Annotated in this window: 16 protein-coding genes; 10 read left to right on the top strand and 6 right to left on the bottom strand. The window is 50.6% G+C overall.

The genetic code is table 11. The annotated features are described in order from the left end of the window. Positions 1 to 259 precede the first annotated feature (259 nt). The gene (locus tag IPF95_17760; protein MBK6476529.1) at positions 260 to 721 is read right to left on the bottom strand and encodes a DUF1573 domain-containing protein; all 462 of its coding nucleotides are present in this window, start codon (positions 719 to 721) and stop codon (positions 260 to 262) included. Between the two features lie 93 nt (positions 722 to 814). Continuing rightward, positions 815 to 1,273, bottom strand: coding sequence for a DUF1573 domain-containing protein (locus IPF95_17755; protein MBK6476528.1), 459 nt, complete (start codon positions 1,271 to 1,273; stop codon positions 815 to 817). A 187-nt stretch (positions 1,274 to 1,460) separates the two neighbouring features. Here IPF95_17755 and IPF95_17750 point away from each other — a divergent pair, with 187 nt between their 5' ends. The 4 genes from IPF95_17750 (at position 1,461) to IPF95_17735 (ending at position 6,949) form a co-directional block, all read left to right on the top strand. Continuing rightward, positions 1,461 to 4,157, top strand: coding sequence for a valine--tRNA ligase (locus IPF95_17750; protein ID MBK6476527.1), 2,697 nt, complete (start codon positions 1,461 to 1,463; stop codon positions 4,155 to 4,157). Between the two features lie 125 nt (positions 4,158 to 4,282). After that, a complete protein-coding gene (locus IPF95_17745; protein MBK6476526.1) occupies positions 4,283 to 5,146 on the top strand; it encodes an exopolyphosphatase in 864 nt (287 codons plus the stop codon). Then, positions 5,124 to 6,218, top strand: coding sequence for an acyloxyacyl hydrolase (locus IPF95_17740; GenBank protein MBK6476525.1), 1,095 nt, complete (start codon positions 5,124 to 5,126; stop codon positions 6,216 to 6,218). The genes IPF95_17745 and IPF95_17740 overlap by 23 nt, the downstream gene beginning before the upstream one ends. Continuing rightward, entirely contained in the window at positions 6,212 to 6,949 is a 738-nt protein-coding gene (locus IPF95_17735) for a DUF2807 domain-containing protein (protein ID MBK6476524.1), read from the top strand. Before IPF95_17740 ends, IPF95_17735 begins: the two co-directional genes overlap by 7 nt. A gap of 1 nt (position 6,950) precedes the next feature. Here IPF95_17735 and IPF95_17730 read toward each other — a convergent pair whose 3' ends face one another. From IPF95_17730 to IPF95_17720, 3 genes are all read right to left on the bottom strand, one after another. Next, positions 6,951 to 7,859: a T9SS type A sorting domain-containing protein gene (locus IPF95_17730; GenBank protein MBK6476523.1), complete on the bottom strand. Its 909-nt coding sequence runs from the start codon at positions 7,857 to 7,859 to the stop codon at positions 6,951 to 6,953. Positions 7,860 to 7,887: 28 nt separating this feature from the next. After that, the gene (locus IPF95_17725; protein MBK6476522.1) at positions 7,888 to 9,252 is read right to left on the bottom strand and encodes a hypothetical protein; all 1,365 of its coding nucleotides are present in this window, start codon (positions 9,250 to 9,252) and stop codon (positions 7,888 to 7,890) included. An 84-nt stretch (positions 9,253 to 9,336) separates the two neighbouring features. Then, a complete protein-coding gene (locus IPF95_17720) occupies positions 9,337 to 10,305 on the bottom strand; it encodes a T9SS type A sorting domain-containing protein (protein MBK6476521.1) in 969 nt (322 codons plus the stop codon). 554 nt (positions 10,306 to 10,859) lie between these two features. Here IPF95_17720 and IPF95_17715 point away from each other — a divergent pair. Beyond that, positions 10,860 to 14,348: a methylmalonyl-CoA mutase family protein gene (locus IPF95_17715; protein MBK6476520.1), complete on the top strand. Its 3,489-nt coding sequence runs from the start codon at positions 10,860 to 10,862 to the stop codon at positions 14,346 to 14,348. Between the two features lie 21 nt (positions 14,349 to 14,369). Further along, on the top strand, positions 14,370 to 14,576 hold the full coding sequence (locus tag IPF95_17710) for a hypothetical protein (GenBank protein MBK6476519.1): 207 nt from the start codon (positions 14,370 to 14,372) through the stop codon (positions 14,574 to 14,576). Positions 14,577 to 14,730: 154 nt separating this feature from the next. On the opposite strand, the gene IPF95_17705 is transcribed toward IPF95_17710, so the two are convergent. After that, on the bottom strand, positions 14,731 to 16,719 hold the full coding sequence (locus tag IPF95_17705; protein ID MBK6476518.1) for a hypothetical protein: 1,989 nt from the start codon (positions 16,717 to 16,719) through the stop codon (positions 14,731 to 14,733). A gap of 24 nt (positions 16,720 to 16,743) precedes the next feature. Between IPF95_17705 and IPF95_17700 the strand changes: the two genes are divergently transcribed. The 4 genes from IPF95_17700 to IPF95_17685 all read left to right on the top strand — a co-directional run bounded on the left by IPF95_17700 (position 16,744) and on the right by IPF95_17685 (position 20,705). Further along, positions 16,744 to 17,055 (top strand): hypothetical protein, encoded by a 312-nt coding sequence (locus IPF95_17700; protein ID MBK6476517.1) that lies wholly within the window; start codon positions 16,744 to 16,746, stop codon positions 17,053 to 17,055. Positions 17,056 to 17,227: 172 nt separating this feature from the next. Then, positions 17,228 to 17,566, top strand: a complete 339-nt coding sequence (locus tag IPF95_17695; GenBank protein ID MBK6476516.1) for a ribosomal subunit interface protein — start codon at positions 17,228 to 17,230, stop codon at positions 17,564 to 17,566. A gap of 276 nt (positions 17,567 to 17,842) precedes the next feature. Further along, complete coding sequence (locus IPF95_17690; protein ID MBK6476515.1) at positions 17,843 to 18,820, top strand: virulence RhuM family protein; 978 nt, start codon at positions 17,843 to 17,845, stop codon at positions 18,818 to 18,820. A gap of 958 nt (positions 18,821 to 19,778) precedes the next feature. Further along, positions 19,779 to 20,705 (top strand): T9SS type A sorting domain-containing protein, encoded by a 927-nt coding sequence (locus IPF95_17685; protein ID MBK6476514.1) that lies wholly within the window; start codon positions 19,779 to 19,781, stop codon positions 20,703 to 20,705. The last annotated feature ends 8 nt before the right edge of the window (positions 20,706 to 20,713 follow it).

Here is a 20,713-nt window from a genome sequence, read left to right as displayed (position 1 = left end):
TGTGGGCCAGCGGACCGATGTCGATGTGGTCGATCACCGGGCCAACGAGCCGCACGGCATGGGAATTAGGAATGAGATCTTCCAGAGATGGCGGTAGAAGCATCGCTTGTGCTGGGTCCGAGATCCTTGAACACGACTTTTCTTCGTGAAGCCCTGCCTACCTGTCGATCACACAGATCAACTTCCAACGGCTTTTCACCACAATGAAAAGGGCCGCCTCATTCGAGACAGCCCCATTCTGACAAAATGTTGATGACGACTATCCTTTCTCTACGGGTGCCATTGGGCTTGCCTCCTTCACCGGTGACGTAGGTGATTCCGGGGCCGCAGCCACTTCACCCTTGATCCGGATCACTTTCGTAGGCTCGTTGGTCGCGTTACTGGAAACAGTAACGCTCTTGTTAATGGCACCAACACGTTTGGTATCGTACTTCACGGTGATCGTAGTAGTTGCACCGGGCATGATCGGTTCGGTCTCGCACTTTGGGACCGTGCATCCACAACTTCCTTTGCAGTTGGTGAGGATCAATGGTTGATCACCTGTATTGGTAACAACGAATTCGCAGGTGCCATTAGCGCCTTGGGCGATTGTGCCGTAATCGTGTACCTCCTTATCAATGGAGATCATTGGTCCGGAACCGCCGACCACTTTGGCAGCATCCTGAGCGAAAGCGCCGATGCTTAGAATTCCGAGACTGATGGTAAGAAGTAGATCTTTCATGGTAGTAAAGTTTTCGTTTCGAGTTATTATTTCAAATTTAGTGCCAATGGATCCCGGTTATTCAACCTTAACATGCCGTTAACACCGCTGGGTTCATTTAGCGTCCGTTGGAGCCATCGGAGCAGCTTCCTTCTCCAATGAAGGGGTACTTTGAGCAGCATTCACAACACCTTTGATGCTTACTTGAAGCGCAGGGTTGTTCGTTGCGTTGCTATTGATCGTTACTTGCTTGGTGAACGCGCCGATACGGTTGGTATCGTACTTCACACGGATCGCGCTTGTAGCGCCTGGCAGGATCGGTTCGGTGGTACATTCAGGTACCGTGCATCCGCAGCTACCTTGGCATTTGGAGATGATCAATGGCTGGTCACCGGTATTGGTAACGGTGAATACGCAGAACGGTTCTGCATTTTGAACGATGGTACCATAATCATGCACCTCTTTATCGATGCTGATCATTGGTCCACCTTCGGTACTCACTTTAGCTTCGGATTGTGCGAAAACGCCGAAGGACATTAGGCCTAGAACAGAGGACAGGATCAAGTTTTTCATGGGTTCAATTTAGTGTCGTGTGGATCTGGACGACGAAATTAGAGGTCCGGTCACCTGATGGTGAGACCTTAACAGGACATTAACACGGGTAGTGACACGAGTAGGCCGTTCATTTCTGCTTCTTATTCCAGGGTGTTACATCCACTAACCTACCTTTGCGATCCGTTGAAAAAAGAGTGATCAGTACATGGACTTAGGAAATATCCCCAAGCGGTTCGAGTCCGCACAGAGTGAAGGTAAGTGGTATGCCCACTGGATGGAAAAAGGTTATTTCCGCAGCGTGCCTGATGATCGGGAACCATACACCGTAGTTATTCCGCCGCCGAATGTTACAGGCGTGCTGCATATGGGGCACATGTTGAACAACACCATTCAGGATGTGTTGGTCCGGCGTGCGCGGATGCAAGGCAAGAATGCGTGTTGGGTACCGGGTACGGATCATGCATCCATCGCTACTGAAGCCAAGGTAGTTCGGCTATTGGGTGAGCAGGGCATTAAGAAAAGTGTGATCGGCAGAGAGAAATTTCTGGAACATGCCTTCGCTTGGAAGGAAAAGTATGGCGGTGTGATCCTGGATCAGTTGAAGAAACTGGGAGCAAGTTGCGATTGGGAACGCACGCGCTTCACCATGGAACCCGACCTGAGCGAGGCGGTGATCGACGTATTCATCGACCTACACAAGAAAGGGTTGGTGTACCGTGGTCTGCGCATGGTGAACTGGGATCCTGTTGCATTAACAGCGGTAAGTGATGAGGAGGTGATCCACAAGGAAGTCAACTCGAAGCTGTACTACGTGCGATACAAGGTCGATCAGAAGATCAGTGGATCAGACGATCAGAAGGTCGAAGGCCACGATGCAAACTCTGCGTCATCCGGCGTGGAGGAATGGGTTACGATCGCTACAACCCGCCCTGAGACCATCTTGGGCGATACGGCGGTTGCGGTGCATCCGGAAGATGAACGCTATGCGCACTTGAAAGGAAAGCGTGTATTGGTGCCGTTGATCAATCGCAGTATTCCGGTAATATTCGATGAGTATGTGGAGCGTGAATTCGGAACCGGTGCATTGAAAGTTACTCCAGCGCATGATGTGAACGACCAAGAGCTCGGTAAGAAGCACAAGTTGGAAACCATCGACATATTGGAGCCTAATGGAACCTTGAGCGCTGCTGCGCAATTGTACATTGGCGAAGACCGGTTCATCGTGCGCAAGAAGATCCTGAAGGAGTTGGAGGAGAAGGGATTCCTTGTGAAGACGGAAGACATCAAGAATAAGGTGGGTTATAGCGAACGCACGGATGCGGTGATCGAGCCGCGCTTGAGCTTGCAGTGGTTCGTGAAGATGAGCGAATTGGCCAAGCCGGCGTTGGACGTGGTGATGGACGGCACGGTGAAATTGCATCCGCAGAAATTCGCCAATACCTACCGCCATTGGATGGAGAACGTACGCGACTGGTGCATCAGCCGTCAGTTGTGGTGGGGCCAACGGATACCGGCTTGGTACAATGAGAAGGGTGATGTTGCTGTGTGTAAGACCGAAGAAGAAGCGATCGCATACTTCAACTCGAAAGGACTTTCCATCGCTGGATTGAAGCAGGACGAGGATGTCATGGATACGTGGTTCAGCAGTTGGCTGTGGCCGATCAGCGTGTTCGATGGATTCAAGGATCCCGACAATGCGGACATCAAGTACTACTACCCGACGAACGACCTGGTAACCGCACCGGAGATCCTGTTTTTCTGGGTTGCGCGTATGATCATGGCGGGCAAGGAATACCGCAACGAAGTGCCGTTCAGGAATGTGTACCTCACCGGTATCGTGCGTGACAAGCAAGGGCGTAAGATGAGCAAAAGCTTGGGCAACAGTCCGGACCCGTTGGAGCTGATCGAGAAGTTCGGCGCGGATGGCGTTCGTGTGGGCATGTTGCTCACATCACCCGCCGGGAATGATCTGCCGTATGACGATTCGTTGTGTGAGCAAGGCCGAAATTTCAGCAACAAGATCTGGAATGCATTCCGTTTGGTGAAAGGGTGGAGCGTGGATGATCGCGAGCAACCTGCAAGTAGCGCGATCGCTGTGGAATGGTTGCAAAGTCGCGTGCAACGCGCTACTGCGGAGATCGATGAACTGTTTGCGCAGTTCCGGATCAGCGAAGCCTTGATGGCGACCTACAAGTTGATCTGGGACGATCTGTGTAGTTGGTATCTGGAAAGCATCAAGCCAACTTTTGTGGATGGAGTTGGTGAGCCGATCGATCGCAAGACCTACGACGCAACGATCGTGCTCTTCGAGGACATGATGAAGTTGCTGCATCCGTTCATGCCATTCTTAAGCGAAGAAGTTTGGCATCTACTCCGCGGTCGAAAAGAAGGGGAGGATATCATCATTGCCAAGTGGCCATCCAGTGGTAAGGGTAAAGTAGAGTTGGAGGCCGAATTACAACACGCATTCGATCTGATCACTGCGGTACGCAATGTGCGAAACAAACGTGGCATGAGTCCAAAGGAATCATTGGACCTTCAGCGAAAAGGTAAAAGTCCTGTGGGCGATGCGGCGTTGAAGTTGGTAGGAAAACTCGCAAACGTTGGTGCAATAGAAAGCGTCGATAAAGCAAGCGAAGGTGCGATCACATTCTTAGTAGGTACCACGGAATACGCAGTGGATCTTGGCGGTAGCATAGACGCCGAAGCCGAGATGAAGAAGGCGGAGGAGGAACTGAAGCACTTGCGCAATTTCTTGAACAGTGTAGAGAAGAAACTCAGCAACGAGCGGTTCGTTTCCGGCGCTCCTGCACCTGTGTTGGAAATGGAGCGTAAGAAGAAATCCGATGCCGAAGCGAAGATCAAGACTTTGGAGGAACGGATCGGGCAGTTGGCCGGATAGTTGATAAAGCGATCCTGACCCAAGTTTACTATCCTGGCAGATCTTACCTTCGCCACATCCCACGCGACCTTACATACGCAGCGATCGACATCGGTTCCAATGCTGTTAGGCTTCTGGTGGCGGAGGTGATCGAGCGAGATGATCATCCGATCGTAAAGAAGCAGACCTTGGTAAGGCTCCCCATTCGTTTGGGCGAGGATGTGTTCGCGGACGGGAAGATCAGTTCAGCCAAATGCGACTACTTGATCAAAGGCTTAAAGGCATTTCGATTGCTCACGGAAGTTTATGGCGTTACGCATTTACGTTGCTGCGCTACCAGTGCGATGCGCGAAGCAAGCAATAGCAAGGCAGTAATGGACCGCGTGGAGATGGAAAGCGGAGTACATATTGAGACCATTGCCGGAACACTGGAAGCGGACCTGATCGTGAACACGTTCTGGACACAGGACCTGTTAAAGGATCGTACCTATTTGTATATCGATGTAGGTGGTGGAAGTACCGAGCTGACCTGGTTGGAAGGAGGAAAGCGCTTGCGTAGTGCGTCGTTCGCCATTGGTACTGTGCGAAGTTTGGCCGGAAAAGTGAAGGATGATGTGTGGGATGAGATCGCGGCATTTTTGGAAGAGACCAAAGGGCAGCACGGCGCCGGGATCGGCATCGGGACAGGTGGAAACATCAACAGGATTTTCAAGGAGAATGGCAACCGTTTCGGTGAACCATTGAGTATCCAGGATATTCAGAAACAGCGGGATAGGATCGCCGCTTATTCAATGGTGGATCGCATCAAGTTGTTGCGATTGCGTCCAGATCGAGCGGACGTTATCGTACCAGCATCGGACATCTTTTTACGCGTAATGAAGTTGGCTGATATTGAAGAAGTCTTCGTTCCCAAAGTGGGATTGGCTGATGGAATGATCTACGATCTATACATGCGCCAATTCGGCCACAAACGCTATGCACCCAACGATGCGCCATTCGTTGCTGCATAAGTACTATTCGGTTGTTGCGAGCGTTTTTTTTCTAATTCCAATGAATGCTTCATGTGCTGATGGTCCGTGGCAGATCGGAGCGCGTTTACATTATGGTTTTCTATGGCCACACCGACCCAGCAGTTGGATCCTGGTGCAAGGACATAGTATAGCAACGGAAGTATATGCTGAGCGTCAATTACTGGGAGATCGTGCATGGCATCATCACTATCGCGGTCCTAGCTGTGGAGTTGGTTTCATGTACGCCGGCATGGCCGATCCCGATCGGATCGGTACTGTTGTTCGTCTGCTGCCTTACTTGCATTTGCCGCTGGTAAAAGGTGAGCGTGGGTCATTCGGTATGCAGTTAGGATGGGGGATCGGTTATGTGGCAAAACCGTTCGAGCGAAGGATCAACAGCAAACAGATCGCGATCGGATCCGCAGTGAATACGGCGATCCAGATCATGGCCCAATACAGGCTGCAGTTGGGTCGAATGATGTTGAACACCGGGTTAGGGATCGACCATTGGAGCAATGGATCCGTCGCGCTACCGAACCTTGGATTGAATTTGCTGTCTGCAAGTGTTGGTATGGGTTATTCACTTGGCGAGCCGAAACCTTATGTGCATGTGCCGGATACCACGCAACTTGAAAGACCTCGCAGAACGTACAGTGTTGTTGGAGCCTTTGCTATGAGTGAGACCGGCCGACCGGAGAGCGGACAATACAGCGTGTATTCCGTCATCGGGCAAGTGCAATGGCGGCTCACTAAAAAGTCAGCGGTGAGCGGTGGTGTGGACCTGTTCAATAAAGGAGCGTTGGGTACGCTTTATCCGGAATTGAAGGAGGAAGGTCGATTGGCATACACGCAAGCAGGGATCCATGGCGGTTATGCCTTGTTGTTCGGCCGAGGTGAGTTGCAATTGCAAATGGGCTACTACATGTACACACCAAAACCGGAAGCTGAGAAGTTCTTTCATCGGTTGGGTTGCAGGTATAACGTAGGCAAGCATCTGGTAACACACGTAGGATTGAAGAGTCATTATGCAGTGGCGGATCACTGGGAATTCGGGCTAGGATACAGATGGTGAACAGGTGGCACATACTGTTCGGAGTGGTTCTTTTAGCTGGTTGCCAACAGGAGCAATTGGATGATTGCATAACGAGAGCGGGTCAGGAGCGTGAAGAGATCCGTATGCTCGAATCGTTCACCACCGTAGACCTGAACGACAGAATTGATCTCGTACTTGAAGAGCGTTCATCGCATACCATTTCGATAACAGCAGGTCGTAATTTATTGGATCAAGTTAGCACTGAAGTACGCGATAGTGTGCTCTATATCACCAACGGCAACCGCTGCAATTGGGTGCGCAGTTTCAAGCCGCGGATAACCGTTGGTGTTTCTATCGCTGACGTGGCTAAACTCATACTACGCGGTACTGGGAACGTGACCAATTCGGACACTTTGGTGCGCGATCATTTCAGTATAGATCAATTCAATGCTCAAGGAACCACGACCTTGACAGTGGATGTGAATACGCTCGATGTCGACCTGCATACCGGTGCTGGTGACATTAAACTTTACGGCCGTTGCGATCAAGTTGCGAACCTGTATAGCGGGATCATGTCGCCGATGGATGCATCCGGAATGAGTGCTCGCTTCGTGAATGTGAACAACAGTGGTGTAAGTGATATCCGGTGCTGGGCCACGGAAGGATTAACTGTTCAACTCCGCGATGTTGGGGATGTGTATTACCGGGATGTGCCGCTCAGTTTTTTAGAAACGGATATCACGGGTAGCGGGGAATTGATCCCCTATTGATCTAGTACTTTACCCAATAGGCATACGATCTAACGCCTTGCATGTCGGACTTTCGAATGAAGTAGCCACCTGGGGCGAGTAGCTCCGTGTTGATGGTAACAGATCCACTTACTGCCAACCCTTGCTTAACGAGCCGACCTTCCTGATCCAGGATATCCACTTGAGATGAACCTGAAGACAGCTGTATGGTAACGAATTCTGACCCTGGATTCGGAAAGACATTCGCGGATCCGTCACGTGCAATGTCCCCAATACCGACCAACGAGCTACAACTGAATTCGCCGAATGCCGTGACCAGATCGATCCCATTGTCCAAATAACAGAGCAGCGTTTCGGTCTGGTTCGGAGGGATACATCCGCTCAATAAATTGAACGATCCATTGGCCAGTCCGATACGTTCCGTAAGCGTGTGTAGATCACCGGATGGCGTTCCGAATTCATCCACATCGGATAGCTGAAGTTCTCTCAGCGGAACACCATCAATGATCACGGTAGCTGTATCCATCACTTGATACATACCGGCTGGAGTTGGGCCGCATTCGCCGTCATCCCCGGGTGCATACCAACGATCACCGGGCATTGCTCCGAACCAATACAACGTGTCCCATTCCGGCGGCCCGTTCCAAATGGACCACAGCAGAACCACGTCATTCTCTATTGAAGTAAACCGGTATTGATCGATGAAAAGCGTGTCGGGTGTTCCGGTCGTATTCACACTAAAACCTGTAACATGGATCCGTTGAGCCGTTCTGCCGTCGATCAACGTATCTCCAACGTAGTGCCGTTCGGTCCTTCCTTCACGTTCAAAGCTGGAAGTATTCCATTTCCACGTTGCATTGGGCGGGCACCAGATCTGCGCGGAAATGAACAGCGGAACCACGAGTGAAAGTAGGAGAGCGACGCGAAGCATGGGTCTAAAATAGGAGCGATCGCACTCCTTAAGGGATCAACATTCCCCAATAAACGAACAATCCGACCATTAAAACGGTGATCGATGTATTCAGCATCAAGAACCAGCGATAGGCGAACGGTTGATCACTTTGCCATGCGCGATACGCGAAAAAGATCAGTCCGAGCATGAGCAAACAACTCAGTGCAGGTATGTATTTCAGGATTGCAGAGACCGCATCTGTCGCATATCCAAAGCCGAAATAATAAACCCCTTCGTTCAGTAATAGGATGGGAATGGCGATGAGCACTACAGCACCTGATAGGGACATGGTCAACAACGCGTATGTCCCCGTCGTTGAAGCCCCTCGTATCCTCGCAATTGAACGGCACAGTAATCCGATGGCGCAATAGAGCATGATGATCCCGGTCATGCCCGCGAACGCGACAAGCGAATAGAACAACCACCGTTGGTGGAACGGCGTTCGATAGGCAACCAACTTTTCATAGTCGGCATTCCGGGGGAAGAACGATGCCATGTCCAGTTCATGATCGCCTTTTGCCAGTTCTTCATTCACGTTGAAACTGCGGACGCTGTTGTAGTCGTGATAGAAATAGAGGTGTACCACGCCATTCAGCGGATCGTACACGTTGCTGTATAGCGTTCCGGTCAGGCCCGCTCGTTCATCGTGTGCGCCCCTCCGTGCTGCCATCTTATCGAGTACCGAAGTTCCAAAGGCGATAGAAATATTCGCATTGTCGGACAGCATTGCCCGACCGTTCTGATAACGTTCAATAGGAACTGCATCGAGGTCCACGCACCGTGACATTCGGAAATTGCCGAGTGCATAGGTCGCGTCGTTACCGGTGTAAAGTGTATCGCCTTCCGCGACCAAGTAATCACCATTCCGATCAACAAGCACAACGATCGCATGGCCCAACGTAGGTATAGTATAGATGCGGATGATCTTCTCTGCTTCGAACATCGTTGCGCAGGTATGCATGATCATTGGCATCAACGTAGCGAAATCGGTGATGCGCGTGTTCGGTCTTCGCGAGATCTCCGTTTCCTCAACGCTCAGGCCATCGAACACAAGCCCTTCGGAATTCATACCGCCTTGATCGATCGGTTGTCGCATAGGGCTACCGTTGTAATGCGCGAAATACACAGCGCCGTATTGGCCCGGCCCACCATTCACGAACCGCACGCGGGCATTGATGCTCCATGCATCTTCGTTGTTCCCAATGATGGACTTTCCGTCCTTGGTTATTTTGAAGAAGGTGCAGGCGTGTGCAGCCGACGCCGAACAAAATAGGAGCGCTACAAGGGTTGAACGAAGAAGCTGGGACATTGTGGATTGATGGTCGTAGAGGTGTGTTACGACCAATGCGGGAATGCTTGAATAGTAACGCATTGGTGCTGTCTATTTGACAGTTACGACCCAGTCACCAACATCAAGTAGTGAATAGATCTGACTTCTAAATCCAAAGCAATTCGACTATTCCTTCACCCACCGAATAGATGAACTTCCTTTGTCAATCCGCACCATATAAATGCCAGTTACTAGGTGAGATGCATTAACGAGAGCTTGTCCGCCGTTTGATCTATGGAGAAATACCCGTTTGCCGAGCGGGTCAAAGATTTCTATAACATGCTCACCGGGCGGGAATGTCAATGCGAATTGACCAGTGCTAGGATTGGGGTGGAGTGCGAAGAAATTCGGTTTGGCACTTTCCCCAACCGAAATTGGTTGAATGACTTCGACCAGAACAGAATCTCTGTACGTGCATCCGCTGCTTACGGATGTGAGGACATATGTTGTGGTCATAATTGGCGAAGCAATAGGGTTGGGTATACCATTCTCGCTGAGACCGTTCAGAGGCGACCAATCATAGCTAGCTCCAACACCAGAAAGTTGAATGCTTTCACCAAGCGGGATCGAGACATCTGGACCGGCACTTAAGTCAACACCGACAATATTTGCGCCAACCCCGGAGACTTCGATGGTGAAATCACATTGGGCTGCATTGAGTGCACTACCATTGGACTCGCCCGCAACAATTAACCAATACTGGGTCGATGGGTTAAGCGGAGGTGTAATGAATGAAAAGTCCTGCGAGTCTGCAACACAAGGTGGCACTGCCACGAATGTGGATAATGCACAAGATCCATCTCCGCTGAGAATAAGGGCGGTCAACAGATTACCCATATTAGCAACTTGCGGGCAATCGATACCGGTGATATCTACATCCACAGAACCTCCGATTGAATTCGTTGTGAACGTATACCAGATCACATTATTTGTATTCGTGCAAAAGCCTGGGATGCCGGCTGGTCCTGTGTTATTACCTGCCACTGGTTGCTGTCCACAAAGTGTTTGAGCGGTCGCGCAGCTACTGTTTGGTGGTTGCGCGAAAGCACTTACACCTAAAAGCAACAAACTGATTATGACAACGGTAATACGCATGGAATAAACAAATACGTTAGTTGCGAACTTACGGCAACATCGAAGGTAAATGTGGTCATATCTGCCTTTTCAATGTGAACGCGCCCCTTTTCACACAAAATGTTGTTAAGCGTGAAAACTGAGAATGTGCTACATAAGCCTAGATCAATACCGAATCGTAAGTACCTCGCCCTGTGTGAGCAGAAACTGCTTCTTCGGGTTTACGGTGTAAGTGATGGTTTTGGGAATTCAGTGTGAACATCAAACCCGCTGTCACTCAAGTGTAGGCCGCAGTTACCGTTGAAGCGGTTGGTGATGGCGTTGTCTTGGGCTGTTGCGTATGCAACGATGGTCAGAGCCGTGACGGTAATCAGAGAACGGAAGTGGATATGCGGCATGAATGTGTGGGTGGTGAAAGTAGGGTGGTTGAGGATATGCTCAATTGGTAGTATGCTAATTATTGTACCGTTCCTGATCTGAACGAATTTGAACGCTCATATTTCACCGGTATTCAAACTTTTACATTTTTCATTCTCCATTCTCCATTCCGCAGAGCGGCTAAGTATCTTCGCAGCATGTCCACCTACGTCCAGGCCCCGCCATACGTCCCCAAGAACAAAATTCGGATCGTAACCGCTGCATCGCTCTTCGATGGGCATGATGCCGCCATTAATATCATGCGTAGGATCATTCAGGCCACGGGTGCCGAGGTGATCCATTTGGGGCATGACCGTAGCGTTGAGGATGTGGTGAACACCGCGATCCAAGAAGATGCACACGCCATTGCGATGACCAGCTACCAAGGTGGGCACACCGAGTATTTCAAGTACATGCACGACCTGCTGAAGGAGAAAGGTGCGGGGCATATCAAGATCTTCGGCGGTGGCGGTGGTACCATTTTGCCGGAGGAAATAAAGGAGTTGCACGCATACGGCATTACGCGTTTGTACCATCCGGATGACGGCCGTTCGATGGGCTTGCAAGGCATGATCAACGACATGCTGGAGAAGGCTGATTATGACCTAAGTGATAAGGTGAATGGCGAAGCTAAAAAGCTAAGTCCACAGAATTGGCCGGCCATTGCGCGATTGATCAGCGCTGCGGAAAATCACCCGGAAGTGTATGCGAAGGTGAGCGACGAGATCGAAAAGAAAGCTGCTGCGAACAAGGCTCCTGTGTTGGGCATTACCGGTACCGGTGGTTCGGGAAAGAGCAGCATGGTCGATGAATTGATCCGTCGATTCTTGATCGATCAGCCGGACAAAACGATCGGTGTGATCAGCGTAGATCCGAGCAAGCGCAAGACCGGTGGCGCGTTGTTGGGCGATCGCATTCGCATGAACAGCATCCGCGGCGAGCGGATCTACATGCGTTCGTTGGCAACGCGCCAGAGCAATTTGGCGTTGAGCAAGCATGTACAAAAAGCGGTGGATATTCTGAAAGCAGCAGGCTTCGATCTGATCGTGTTGGAGACCAGTGGCATTGGCCAAAGTGATACCGAGATACTCGACCACAGCGACGTTTCGTTGTACATCATGACACCCGAATTCGGTGCGGCCACTCAGTTGGAAAAGATCGACATGCTCGATTTCGCCGACGTGGTTGCGGTGAACAAATTCGACAAACGCGGTGCGCAAGATGCAGTGCGCGATGTGAAGAAGCAGTACAAGCGCAACCATCAGTTGTGGGATATCGACGATGAGAAGATACCCGTAGTGGGAACCATTGCCAGCCAGTTCAACGACCCCGGTACGAACAATTTGTACGTGCGGTTGATGGAGACGATCAAGGCCAAGACCGGTATCGATTTCCACAGCAAGTTCGTAGGTCACGATGAAATGAGCGAGAAGGTGTGGATCATCCCACCAGCGCGTACCCGTTACCTAAGCGAGATCAGCGAAAGCAATAGGCGCTATGATGCGCATGTTAACAAGCAAGCGAATGTTGCGGATCAGTTGTATGGTTTGCATTCTGCGGTCATCACATTTGGAGGACCAGATCTTATTAACGGTGAATGGTCTTTGGTGAATGGTGAATGGACAACTACCGGCAACGTGAGCGCTCCCATCACCCTTCACTCATCACCTATCACCACTTCACGCATCTCCACCTCCACGGAAATCGAAACCCTTATTCGGAAATTTCAAGAAGTGAAAAAAGACCTCGACCCCCACATCTGGGCGATGATCACCGGCTGGGACGCTGAGGTGGCGCGTTACAGCGGCGAGTTCTTTACGTACTCCGTTCGCGGCAAGGAGATCAAAGTTCCGAACCACACCGAATCACTTTCGCATTTGAAGATCCCGAAAGTGGCGCTACCGAAATTCCGGAGCTGGGGCGATAAAGTGCGCTGGGCGATGCAAGAAAATACACCCGGTTTCTTCCCGTATACGGCGGGCATCTATCCCTTCAAACGCACCGGTGAAGATCCCGCGCGCATGTTCGCTGGCGAGGGTGGTCCGGAGCGTACGAACAAGCGCTTCCATTACGTGAGCAAAGGCATGCCCGCCAAACGACTGAGCACGGCTTTCGATAGCGTAACGCTCTACGGAAACGATCCCGGCCGTCGTCCGGATATTTATGGCAAAGTGGGCAACAGTGGTGTGAGCATCTGCTGCCTCGACGATGCCAAGAAACTTTACAGCGGCTTCGATCTTGCGAGCAGCCTAACCAGCGTGAGCATGACCATCAACGGTCCTGCCCCGATGTTGTTGGGCTTCTTCATGAATGCCGCCGTAGACCAAACTTGTGAGAAATACATTACCGAACACAAGTTGGAGAAGGACGTCGAAAAACAACTGAAGGCGAAGTACGACGACAAGAAATTGGAACGTCCGAAATACCAAGGTGCGTTACCCGAAGGAAACGATGGTCTTGGATTGATGTTGCTCGGCATTACCGGTGAAGAAGTGTTGCCGAAGGATGTGTATGCGAAGATCAAAACAGAGACCATTGCGCAAGTACGTGGCACCGTTCAAGCCGATATTCTGAAGGAGGATCAAGCGCAGAATACGTGCATCTTCAGCACCGAATTCGCGTTGCGGTTAATGGGCGATGTGCAGGAATATTTCATCGCGAACAACATTCGGAATTTCTATTCAGTAAGCATTAGCGGTTACCACATTGCAGAGGCTGGCGCGAACCCGATCAGTCAGTTGGCGTTCACGTTGGCGAATGGCTTTACATATGTGGAGTACTACCTCAGTCGGGGCATGGACATCAACAAGTTCGGGCCCAACCTCAGCTTCTTCTTCAGCAATGGGATCGATCCGGAATACGCGGTGATCGGTAGGGTAGCGCGCCGCCTCTGGGCCAAGGCCATGAAGCAGAAATACGGAGCCGACGAACGCAGTCAGATGCTGAAGTACCACATCCAAACAAGTGGCCGAAGCCTGCACGCACAAGAGATCGACTTCAACGACATCCGCACCACGTTACAAGCGCTCTATGCCATCTACGACAACTGCAACAGCCTGCACACCAACGCCTACGACGAAGCCATTACCACACCTACAGAAGAAAGCGTACGTCGCGCCATGGCCATCCAGCTCATCATCAACAAAGAGCTCGGCTTAGCAAAAAACGAAAACCCGCTGCAGGGCAGCTTCATCATCGAAGAACTCACCGACTTGGTAGAAGAAGCAGTCCTCACCGAATTCGACCGCATCACCGAGCGCGGCGGCGTGTTGGGCGCCATGGAAACCATGTACCAGCGCAGCAAGATCCAAGAAGAAAGCCTCTACTACGAAACCCTAAAACACACCGGCGAATTCCCGATCATCGGCGTAAACACCTTCCTAAGCAGCAAAGGTTCACCAACGGTATTACCGAAGGAAGTCATCCGCGCCACCGAAGAAGAAAAGGAGTACCAGATCACGATGGTTGAAGGCTTGCAGAAAGCACATGCTGAACAAAGCACCGCATGGTTGAAGACGTTGCAGGCTGCTGCGGTTAAGAATGAGAATATGTTCGCGGTTTTGATGGAGGCTACTAAGTATTGTTCTCTTGGGCAATTGACTGAAGCTATGTTTGAAGTTGGAGGGCAGTATCGGCGGAATATGTGATCACTGATGCGTGGACCTTTGATGTACCTGATCTACTTCACCCTTGTGGTAATCGGACTTATCACTTTTTGGGTGTGGCTGATGTACTGCGCAGGCGTCCATGGCACCTTCCGAGTTCGCTGGGGAGAATGGGAGAACTGGCTGCTTATCTCGGTCATTCTGTTCTGCTTCGGTCTTCCATTGCGAAACGTGGTGTTGATATTGCGCATCAAGAAGAACAACGAATGATAGCGAAGCACGAATCGATAGAGGCTACGAAGTACTGTTCGCTTATGCAGTTGACTGAGGCTATGTTTGAGGTTGGTGGGCAGTATCGGCGGAATGTAGATGGGCACTATCCTGGCATAAGTAAAAGCGCATGAAGAATCAATGAGATCCGAGATCAAGGAGATTGTGCATGCCGTGTGTTCGTTGGTACAACACCTCCGATGGTCTGTAGGATAATGTCACGATCGTTGTCCTGACCGGTATAGCGGATCCAACCATCCAAGTTCACATCTGTACCAGCATACATGGTGACCGAATTTGTGGGGACGGTTCCTCCGATCGCTTGTAGGATGAGGTCACGGTCGTTGCTCTGGCCGGTGTAGCGCACCATGTCATCGGCAATAACGTCGCCCGGCCACAGCATGGCCACACCGCCAAGGACCTGTTGTGCATCGGTGCCAAAGGTGGGTGCGGTGGTAAGGTCCAGAAGTGGGTTGGTGCCCAGCGCGAGCGGTATCGCGCTTACCACCTTCAAATGGTTGCGGTGCCGAATACGCACGTAGTAGGTGCCCGCGGGAACATGGAAAACGATGGTGGCACTGCCATGCGGCATGGTCACCGTGCCATTGCGTCGCAGTAAAGCTGTGCGTGTGGATGCTACATTGCCGTTGGGATCGAGCAGTTCCACGAACACCCAATCCACCACTGCTTGTGATCCGATGACGTCCAACCGTGATTGCGTGGTAAGCCCGCCGGGTACACCGATGTGGTTGTAACCCAATGCGGTGTAAGGTTCGGTAAGTGGCACCATAGCGTTCGTACGCAGGTCATCGCGCATCAGTCCGGTCGTACCGTTGTACGCACCGCCAAGCAGCACACGCAGGCGCACGGCGCTTCGGTCGCCTGCGCCGCACACGGGATATACTGCTTGAGCTTCCACGGTGGTCATTACGGCGCGGGTGGTCATTACAGTGCTTAGCGCGATCGGAAGTTGACCGGTGGAAGCAGTGGCCGTGGGTGCCAGCAGAACGTTGAGCGAAGAGGTGGAGGAGGCACAGTCCCCCAGCCGCCAGTTGTTATCGGTCCGCATCAGCATGGTGCCACCTGGCGTTCCGTTGCTTGGCGAGTATCCGACAACGTATAAACCACCGTTGCTGGCCAATGCTACATCATGCAAAGTAGTGTAGCCAAGATCCACTTCTTCGCAACGTGTGTTGGCGAGCAGCGGATCAACGTATGTGGTGATGATGGCTCCCCGTTGCACCACAGGTGTGTTGCTGGTGAAGCTGGCTGCAATGGCGATACCACCATCCTGTGTGGCGGCGAAGCCAGTATAGGATAGGCTATGTTCGAACTGCGGTAATGCCCATGTGACCGCATTGCTTACCGCTCCATCGCTATGGAACATGACAAGCGCGGGGCGTGTGGGTTGGCCGGGTACACCATAGAGGGCAAGCACGACCGGAATGTCTGCCGTGATAAGGATCTCCCACAACACGAGCGAACCAGCGGGTATGGATATGGTCTTCCGCCAGATCAGGTCGCCATTGGCGCTCCATTTCATCAAGAGCGGCCCATAGACAGCGTAGATCGATCCATCGCTGCTACACACCATGCGTGAGGGAGTACGCCCATTGCCATTCCTTGACCAGAGGTGTACCCCGCTAGCATTGAACGCATGCACAGATCCATTTCCACCATTGCTGTGCGTGCTCACGATGATGTTGCCGTTCGGGGCCAAGGCCAGATCGAACCAATGGTAGACCTGTACATCAACCCCGATCACTGTTAGCGGCGCCGTGGGTTGACCTTGGGCATCGAGGTATAAGATAGCCGGATGGCTCACGCCGGACAGCACCTCATCGGGAACCACACAGAGGGCCACTAGCGCACCGGAGGCCTGTTCGGCAACTTTTTGGATCGCCACACCATAACTCCGGTGCCACACGATAGTTCCACTGGGCGTGGTACGCATAATGCCGCTTCCACGCTCTTCATGGAACAAGGCATCCCCATTCCCGAGTTGTTCCACTCGAGGTGGGTTCCAAGAGGTGTTGTATGACCGGATCCAAGGCTGAGCCGTAAGTGTTGGTATGCACGATACCACCAACGTAATGAAAAGTATGAATGTGCGCATAATGAGTAGACGAAAGACGATCCGCATGGTTGCTTAAAGGTCACTGATCCTTTGGTTGAGTTTCGTTTGGTTGTAGCGGAGGAATTTGTTAATTTAAAACATATGGCCTCAGCCTCAATTAAAGATCCTGACGCTAAAGCCTGCAACTTTGTATTCATGGCCACGCTACCGCTTCGCAATGAACCAACAGAACTAGTTGCCAATGAAGAAGAACACTTTTTGGTTGCAAGCACTTCGGAAATCCTTAGCAGCGGTTCGAAACACGCGTTGTTGAAAGCCAAGCGTGCTGTGGATTCGCTAAAGGCCGATGTAGACGAAGAAGTAAAGGTTTTTTCCATTGACAACTTCCTGATCGACTGCTGAACGGAAGAAGAAGTGAAGGTCCACGTTTTGGATGTCTTTGATCACGGATATGATCCGTTGATGGTGTGGTAGCAGACTTTCCGTGACATCCGTTTTTTTTCAATGGTCAGAATCTCACTCGGTTGGATCGTCGTGCAATTGGAACCGAAATTGCCATAGTTGAATAGTTGTATTGTGGTCGGGAAAACGTTTTAATCCGTACCTTGACCACAAGCAAATACAGATCAATACCGACAAGAATATTGAAGGCACCGAGGCTTGTGCCGAACATGTACGCGCTGTTGTGGAGAAGACCTTGAGCAACTATGCTCACCGCATTAAGCGTGTGGAGGTACACTTACAGGACATGAACGCCGACAAGACCGGACCCAAAGATCATAGCTGCACCATGGAAGCCCGTCCGAACGGCATGGATCCCGTAGCTGCTACGTTCAAAGCATCGAATAATCACCAAGCTGTTGAAGGTGCTGCACAAAGCCTCTCAAATCACTGCGTATTACCCGTCGTGTAAAATGAACATTCCCGAAAACATCCACATCAAGAAAGCCGAATACCGTGGTGATTTTCAGCTTTCCGCTACAAGTCAGCACTCGTCGTTCCTCCTCGCTTGCGGGCTTTCCGCTGCAATCCGTCACGCGAAGCACACCAACTTCTACTAGCGTTTCGTCCACGCATTCCAAGATCGACAAATTTGGGTTTGGGTTAAAGCTTACAAGTAGCGAAAATGCGTTCAACTTCACTATCTTGTCCAAGTCCCGGTTGACAGAAAACTAGTCGGGTAATGACCATGAGCAAAGGTGAGTTATTGATCTATCAGGGCAAGGATGGTTTTACGCAGGTGAGCGTTCGTATGGAGGAAGAGACCGTATGGCTAAACCAGAACCAGCTAGCCGATCTGTTCCAGACCACCAAGCAGAATGTAGGGCAACACATAAAGAACATAGTTGCTGATGGCGAATTGGACGCTGAGGGAACTGTAAAGGATTTCTTTACAGTTGCGCGGGAAGGCCGGCGGAATGTGAAAAGGTTGGTAGAACACTACAACCTGGACATGATCATATCGGTTGGTTACCGCGTTAACAGTCATGTGGGCGTACACTTCAGAAGATGGGCAAGCGAGCGGCTCAAAGAATACATTATTAAGGGGTTCGTATTGGATGATGCCCGGTTGAAGCAGGCGCGTGACGGCTACTTCGACGAGCTGCTGAGTCGGATCCGGGACATTCGCACCAGCGAGAAATTATTCTACCGAAAGGTCTGCGACATATACGCTACAAGTATTGATTATAATGGTACGGTTGAGGCCTCTCGGGATTTTTTCTCAAGTGTCCAGAACAAATTTCATTGGGCCATTCACGGGCATACTGCTGCAGAAGTGGTAATGCAAAGAGCGGATGCCTCCAAGCTGAATATGGGTTTGACCAACTGGCCCACAACAGAAATCCGGAAGCAAGATGTGGTCGTTGCGAAAAATTATTTAGGGTCTGAAGAACTCGATCATTTAAATCGGATCGTTAACCAATACTTGGAATTCGCTGAACTACAAGCTGTACAGCGGAAACCCATGCACATGGCGGATTGGAAAAAGAAGTTGCATGATTTTTTAACCTTAAATGAACGCGAGATCTTGTTGCATGGTGGTAAGGTTAGCCATGAAGAAGCAGAAGTATTTGCACAGGCTGAATTCGAGAAGTTTAGCAAAGCTTTGGATGAAAGTAAACCCGATGAATTGGATAAAGCTCTAAAAAGGTTCAAGAGCAAGTAGTACTGGTTAGAGCGAGCGTAAGTAGGGTGGGAGTTATTACTCGCTTCCGTGAGTTCAAACTGCACAAGAACGTAGATGTCTTTTGGGATGACTGGGAAATGTGTTTCCGTTTTGAAACGCTTTACCAAGGGCAGTTGCCGAAATTTCCGAAGCGTGTTGCTGCGAAACGGGCTTCAAGAGCGAGAAAGGTTCAGAAGGTGAAAGCTTGAAATTCGGGTTGATCCATTAGGAATGACAATACACACTGCTAGATCTTCAGTATATTTAGAGCGAAGGAAGTGCTTTGTTCAGAAACAGTTGATGGAGGCGACGAAATATTGTTCGCCCGGGCAGTTGACGGAGGCGATGTTGGTGGTCGTAGCGAAGTATCGGCGGAATAGGTGTTAACTGATGCGAGGACCATTGATGAATCTGATCTACTTTACACTTATGGTGATTGGAATTGCAGCCTGTAGGATGTGGTTGATGTATAGTTCAGGCGTACACGGGACCTTCCGATTTCGCTGGAATGAATGGGAGAATTGGCTATTTATCGCGGTCATTTTGTTCTGCATGGGGATTCCAATGCGGAACATGGTGTTGATTGTACGCAGCAAAATGAACCGCTGACTAAAGCGATGTTCGAAGTTGGTGCGCAGAATCGCAGGAATATGTGATAGCAATGCTGAGTAAAGCTGGTTTTGAAGTTGGTGCACAGTATCAGCGGATAATGCGGCAGTGATCTGTTGATCGCGATGCTAAACACCGCACGCAACTCCGGGTGTGATCTAACGGAGTCTTTCATCCAAGGCCCATTACCAGCTACCGACTTGAGTCACTAGGAGCTTAACGGACGCGGATCACAAACGGACGGCCCCCTCGTAAAAATACCGGTTTACCGGTATATGATTCTTTTGATATACGATGTTGATTTGCGTCTTCAATAAGAATCCATCCACCTCGATAAAACCAACTTCCAATGAGATCAACAGGACTTCTTTCAGGATTGCTTTATATAACCACCAGTGTTTCGTCCATTGGTCAAGTTATTGACAAAGGTTTCGAATTTTCGAATGATGTCGGCAGTAGTGCTGGTGTACAAGCTTCTCTCGGAGGGGAAGGTGCCGTGCAGACCGCTGTTCCCATGGGGCCGAAGTACTCAGGTGCAAGGTTCCATCGCGGAGCTTTGTTAGGAGGAACGGATCCCAGCCACGATCCTGTTTTGATGAACGCTACGGGTCCAAGTGGTACAGAGCCACAAGGTGACGTCACGTTAACCGATGTCATTTTGAACGGAACTTGGTCGTTTACAGCTTATTGTAATGGGCAAGAAACGAACCTCATTGGAGGCACTGTATACAATAATGACATCGAATACACTAGCGGTTCGATGAGAATGAGGTTGTTTTACTCTACAACCGGATATTTGGGAGGTTCAATATCGGGATGGGCCATCTTTACCTATATGTTTGCCAGCGTTCTTTCTCCGGGGCAGCAGTATGCCACCATAGATCTATATTCCCCATGGACCGATACGCCACCTACAGGAACTTATTATCCAACCCTTTTACTTGAGGAGCATTATCAGGGACAATTTTATATAATTGACTATCTGAATTTTCCGTCCGTTACGCATAACTGTAGCGTTGGCATAGAGGAAAATGAGGAAAACGATGCAGTGGTTCTTTATCCAAATCCGGTGGAAGATCAGCTCACGATCGAGACTGAACAAGGGGTGTCAAGTAGCGCGGTAGAACTCTACACCATGGAAGGTCGACTCGTTCGTCAACAGTCGCTGATCCAGGAGAAAATGGAAATAGATATTTCTGATCTGGGCGAAGGCATTTACACAGCGAAGGTGATAACCGCACGCGGAGCTGTATTGAAGCGGTTCGTCAAAAACTGATCCTGTTG

The organism is Flavobacteriales bacterium (genome assembly GCA_016704485.1).
Taxonomy (GTDB): domain Bacteria; phylum Bacteroidota; class Bacteroidia; order Flavobacteriales_F; family PHOS-HE28; genus PHOS-HE28.
The sequence above is the reverse complement of the archived record's forward strand: the minus strand, read 5'-3'. Positions and strand labels throughout refer to the sequence as shown.

What these genes read in the sequence shown, in the direction of transcription:
- IPF95_17760 (MBK6476529.1), bottom strand. Translation starts at nt 721, where the DNA reads ATGAAAGATCTACTTCTTACCATCAGTCTCGGAATTCTAAGCATCGGC.
- IPF95_17755 (MBK6476528.1), bottom strand. Translation starts at nt 1,273, where the DNA reads ATGAAAAACTTGATCCTGTCCTCTGTTCTAGGCCTAATGTCCTTCGGC.
- IPF95_17750 (MBK6476527.1), top strand. Translation starts at nt 1,461, where the DNA reads ATGGACTTAGGAAATATCCCCAAGCGGTTCGAGTCCGCACAGAGTGAA.
- IPF95_17740 (MBK6476525.1), top strand. Translation starts at nt 5,124, where the DNA reads ATGCGCCATTCGTTGCTGCATAAGTACTATTCGGTTGTTGCGAGCGTT.
- IPF95_17735 (MBK6476524.1), top strand. Translation starts at nt 6,212, where the DNA reads ATGGTGAACAGGTGGCACATACTGTTCGGAGTGGTTCTTTTAGCTGGT.
- IPF95_17730 (MBK6476523.1), bottom strand. Translation starts at nt 7,859, where the DNA reads ATGCTTCGCGTCGCTCTCCTACTTTCACTCGTGGTTCCGCTGTTCATT.
- IPF95_17725 (MBK6476522.1), bottom strand. Translation starts at nt 9,252, where the DNA reads ATGCGTTACTATTCAAGCATTCCCGCATTGGTCGTAACACACCTCTAC.
- IPF95_17720 (MBK6476521.1), bottom strand. Translation starts at nt 10,305, where the DNA reads ATGCGTATTACCGTTGTCATAATCAGTTTGTTGCTTTTAGGTGTAAGT.
- IPF95_17715 (MBK6476520.1), top strand. Translation starts at nt 10,860, where the DNA reads ATGTCCACCTACGTCCAGGCCCCGCCATACGTCCCCAAGAACAAAATT.
- IPF95_17710 (MBK6476519.1), top strand. Translation starts at nt 14,370, where the DNA reads ATGTACCTGATCTACTTCACCCTTGTGGTAATCGGACTTATCACTTTT.
- IPF95_17705 (MBK6476518.1), bottom strand. Translation starts at nt 16,719, where the DNA reads ATGCGGATCGTCTTTCGTCTACTCATTATGCGCACATTCATACTTTTC.
- IPF95_17690 (MBK6476515.1), top strand. Translation starts at nt 17,843, where the DNA reads ATGAGCAAAGGTGAGTTATTGATCTATCAGGGCAAGGATGGTTTTACG.
- IPF95_17685 (MBK6476514.1), top strand. Translation starts at nt 19,779, where the DNA reads ATGAGATCAACAGGACTTCTTTCAGGATTGCTTTATATAACCACCAGT.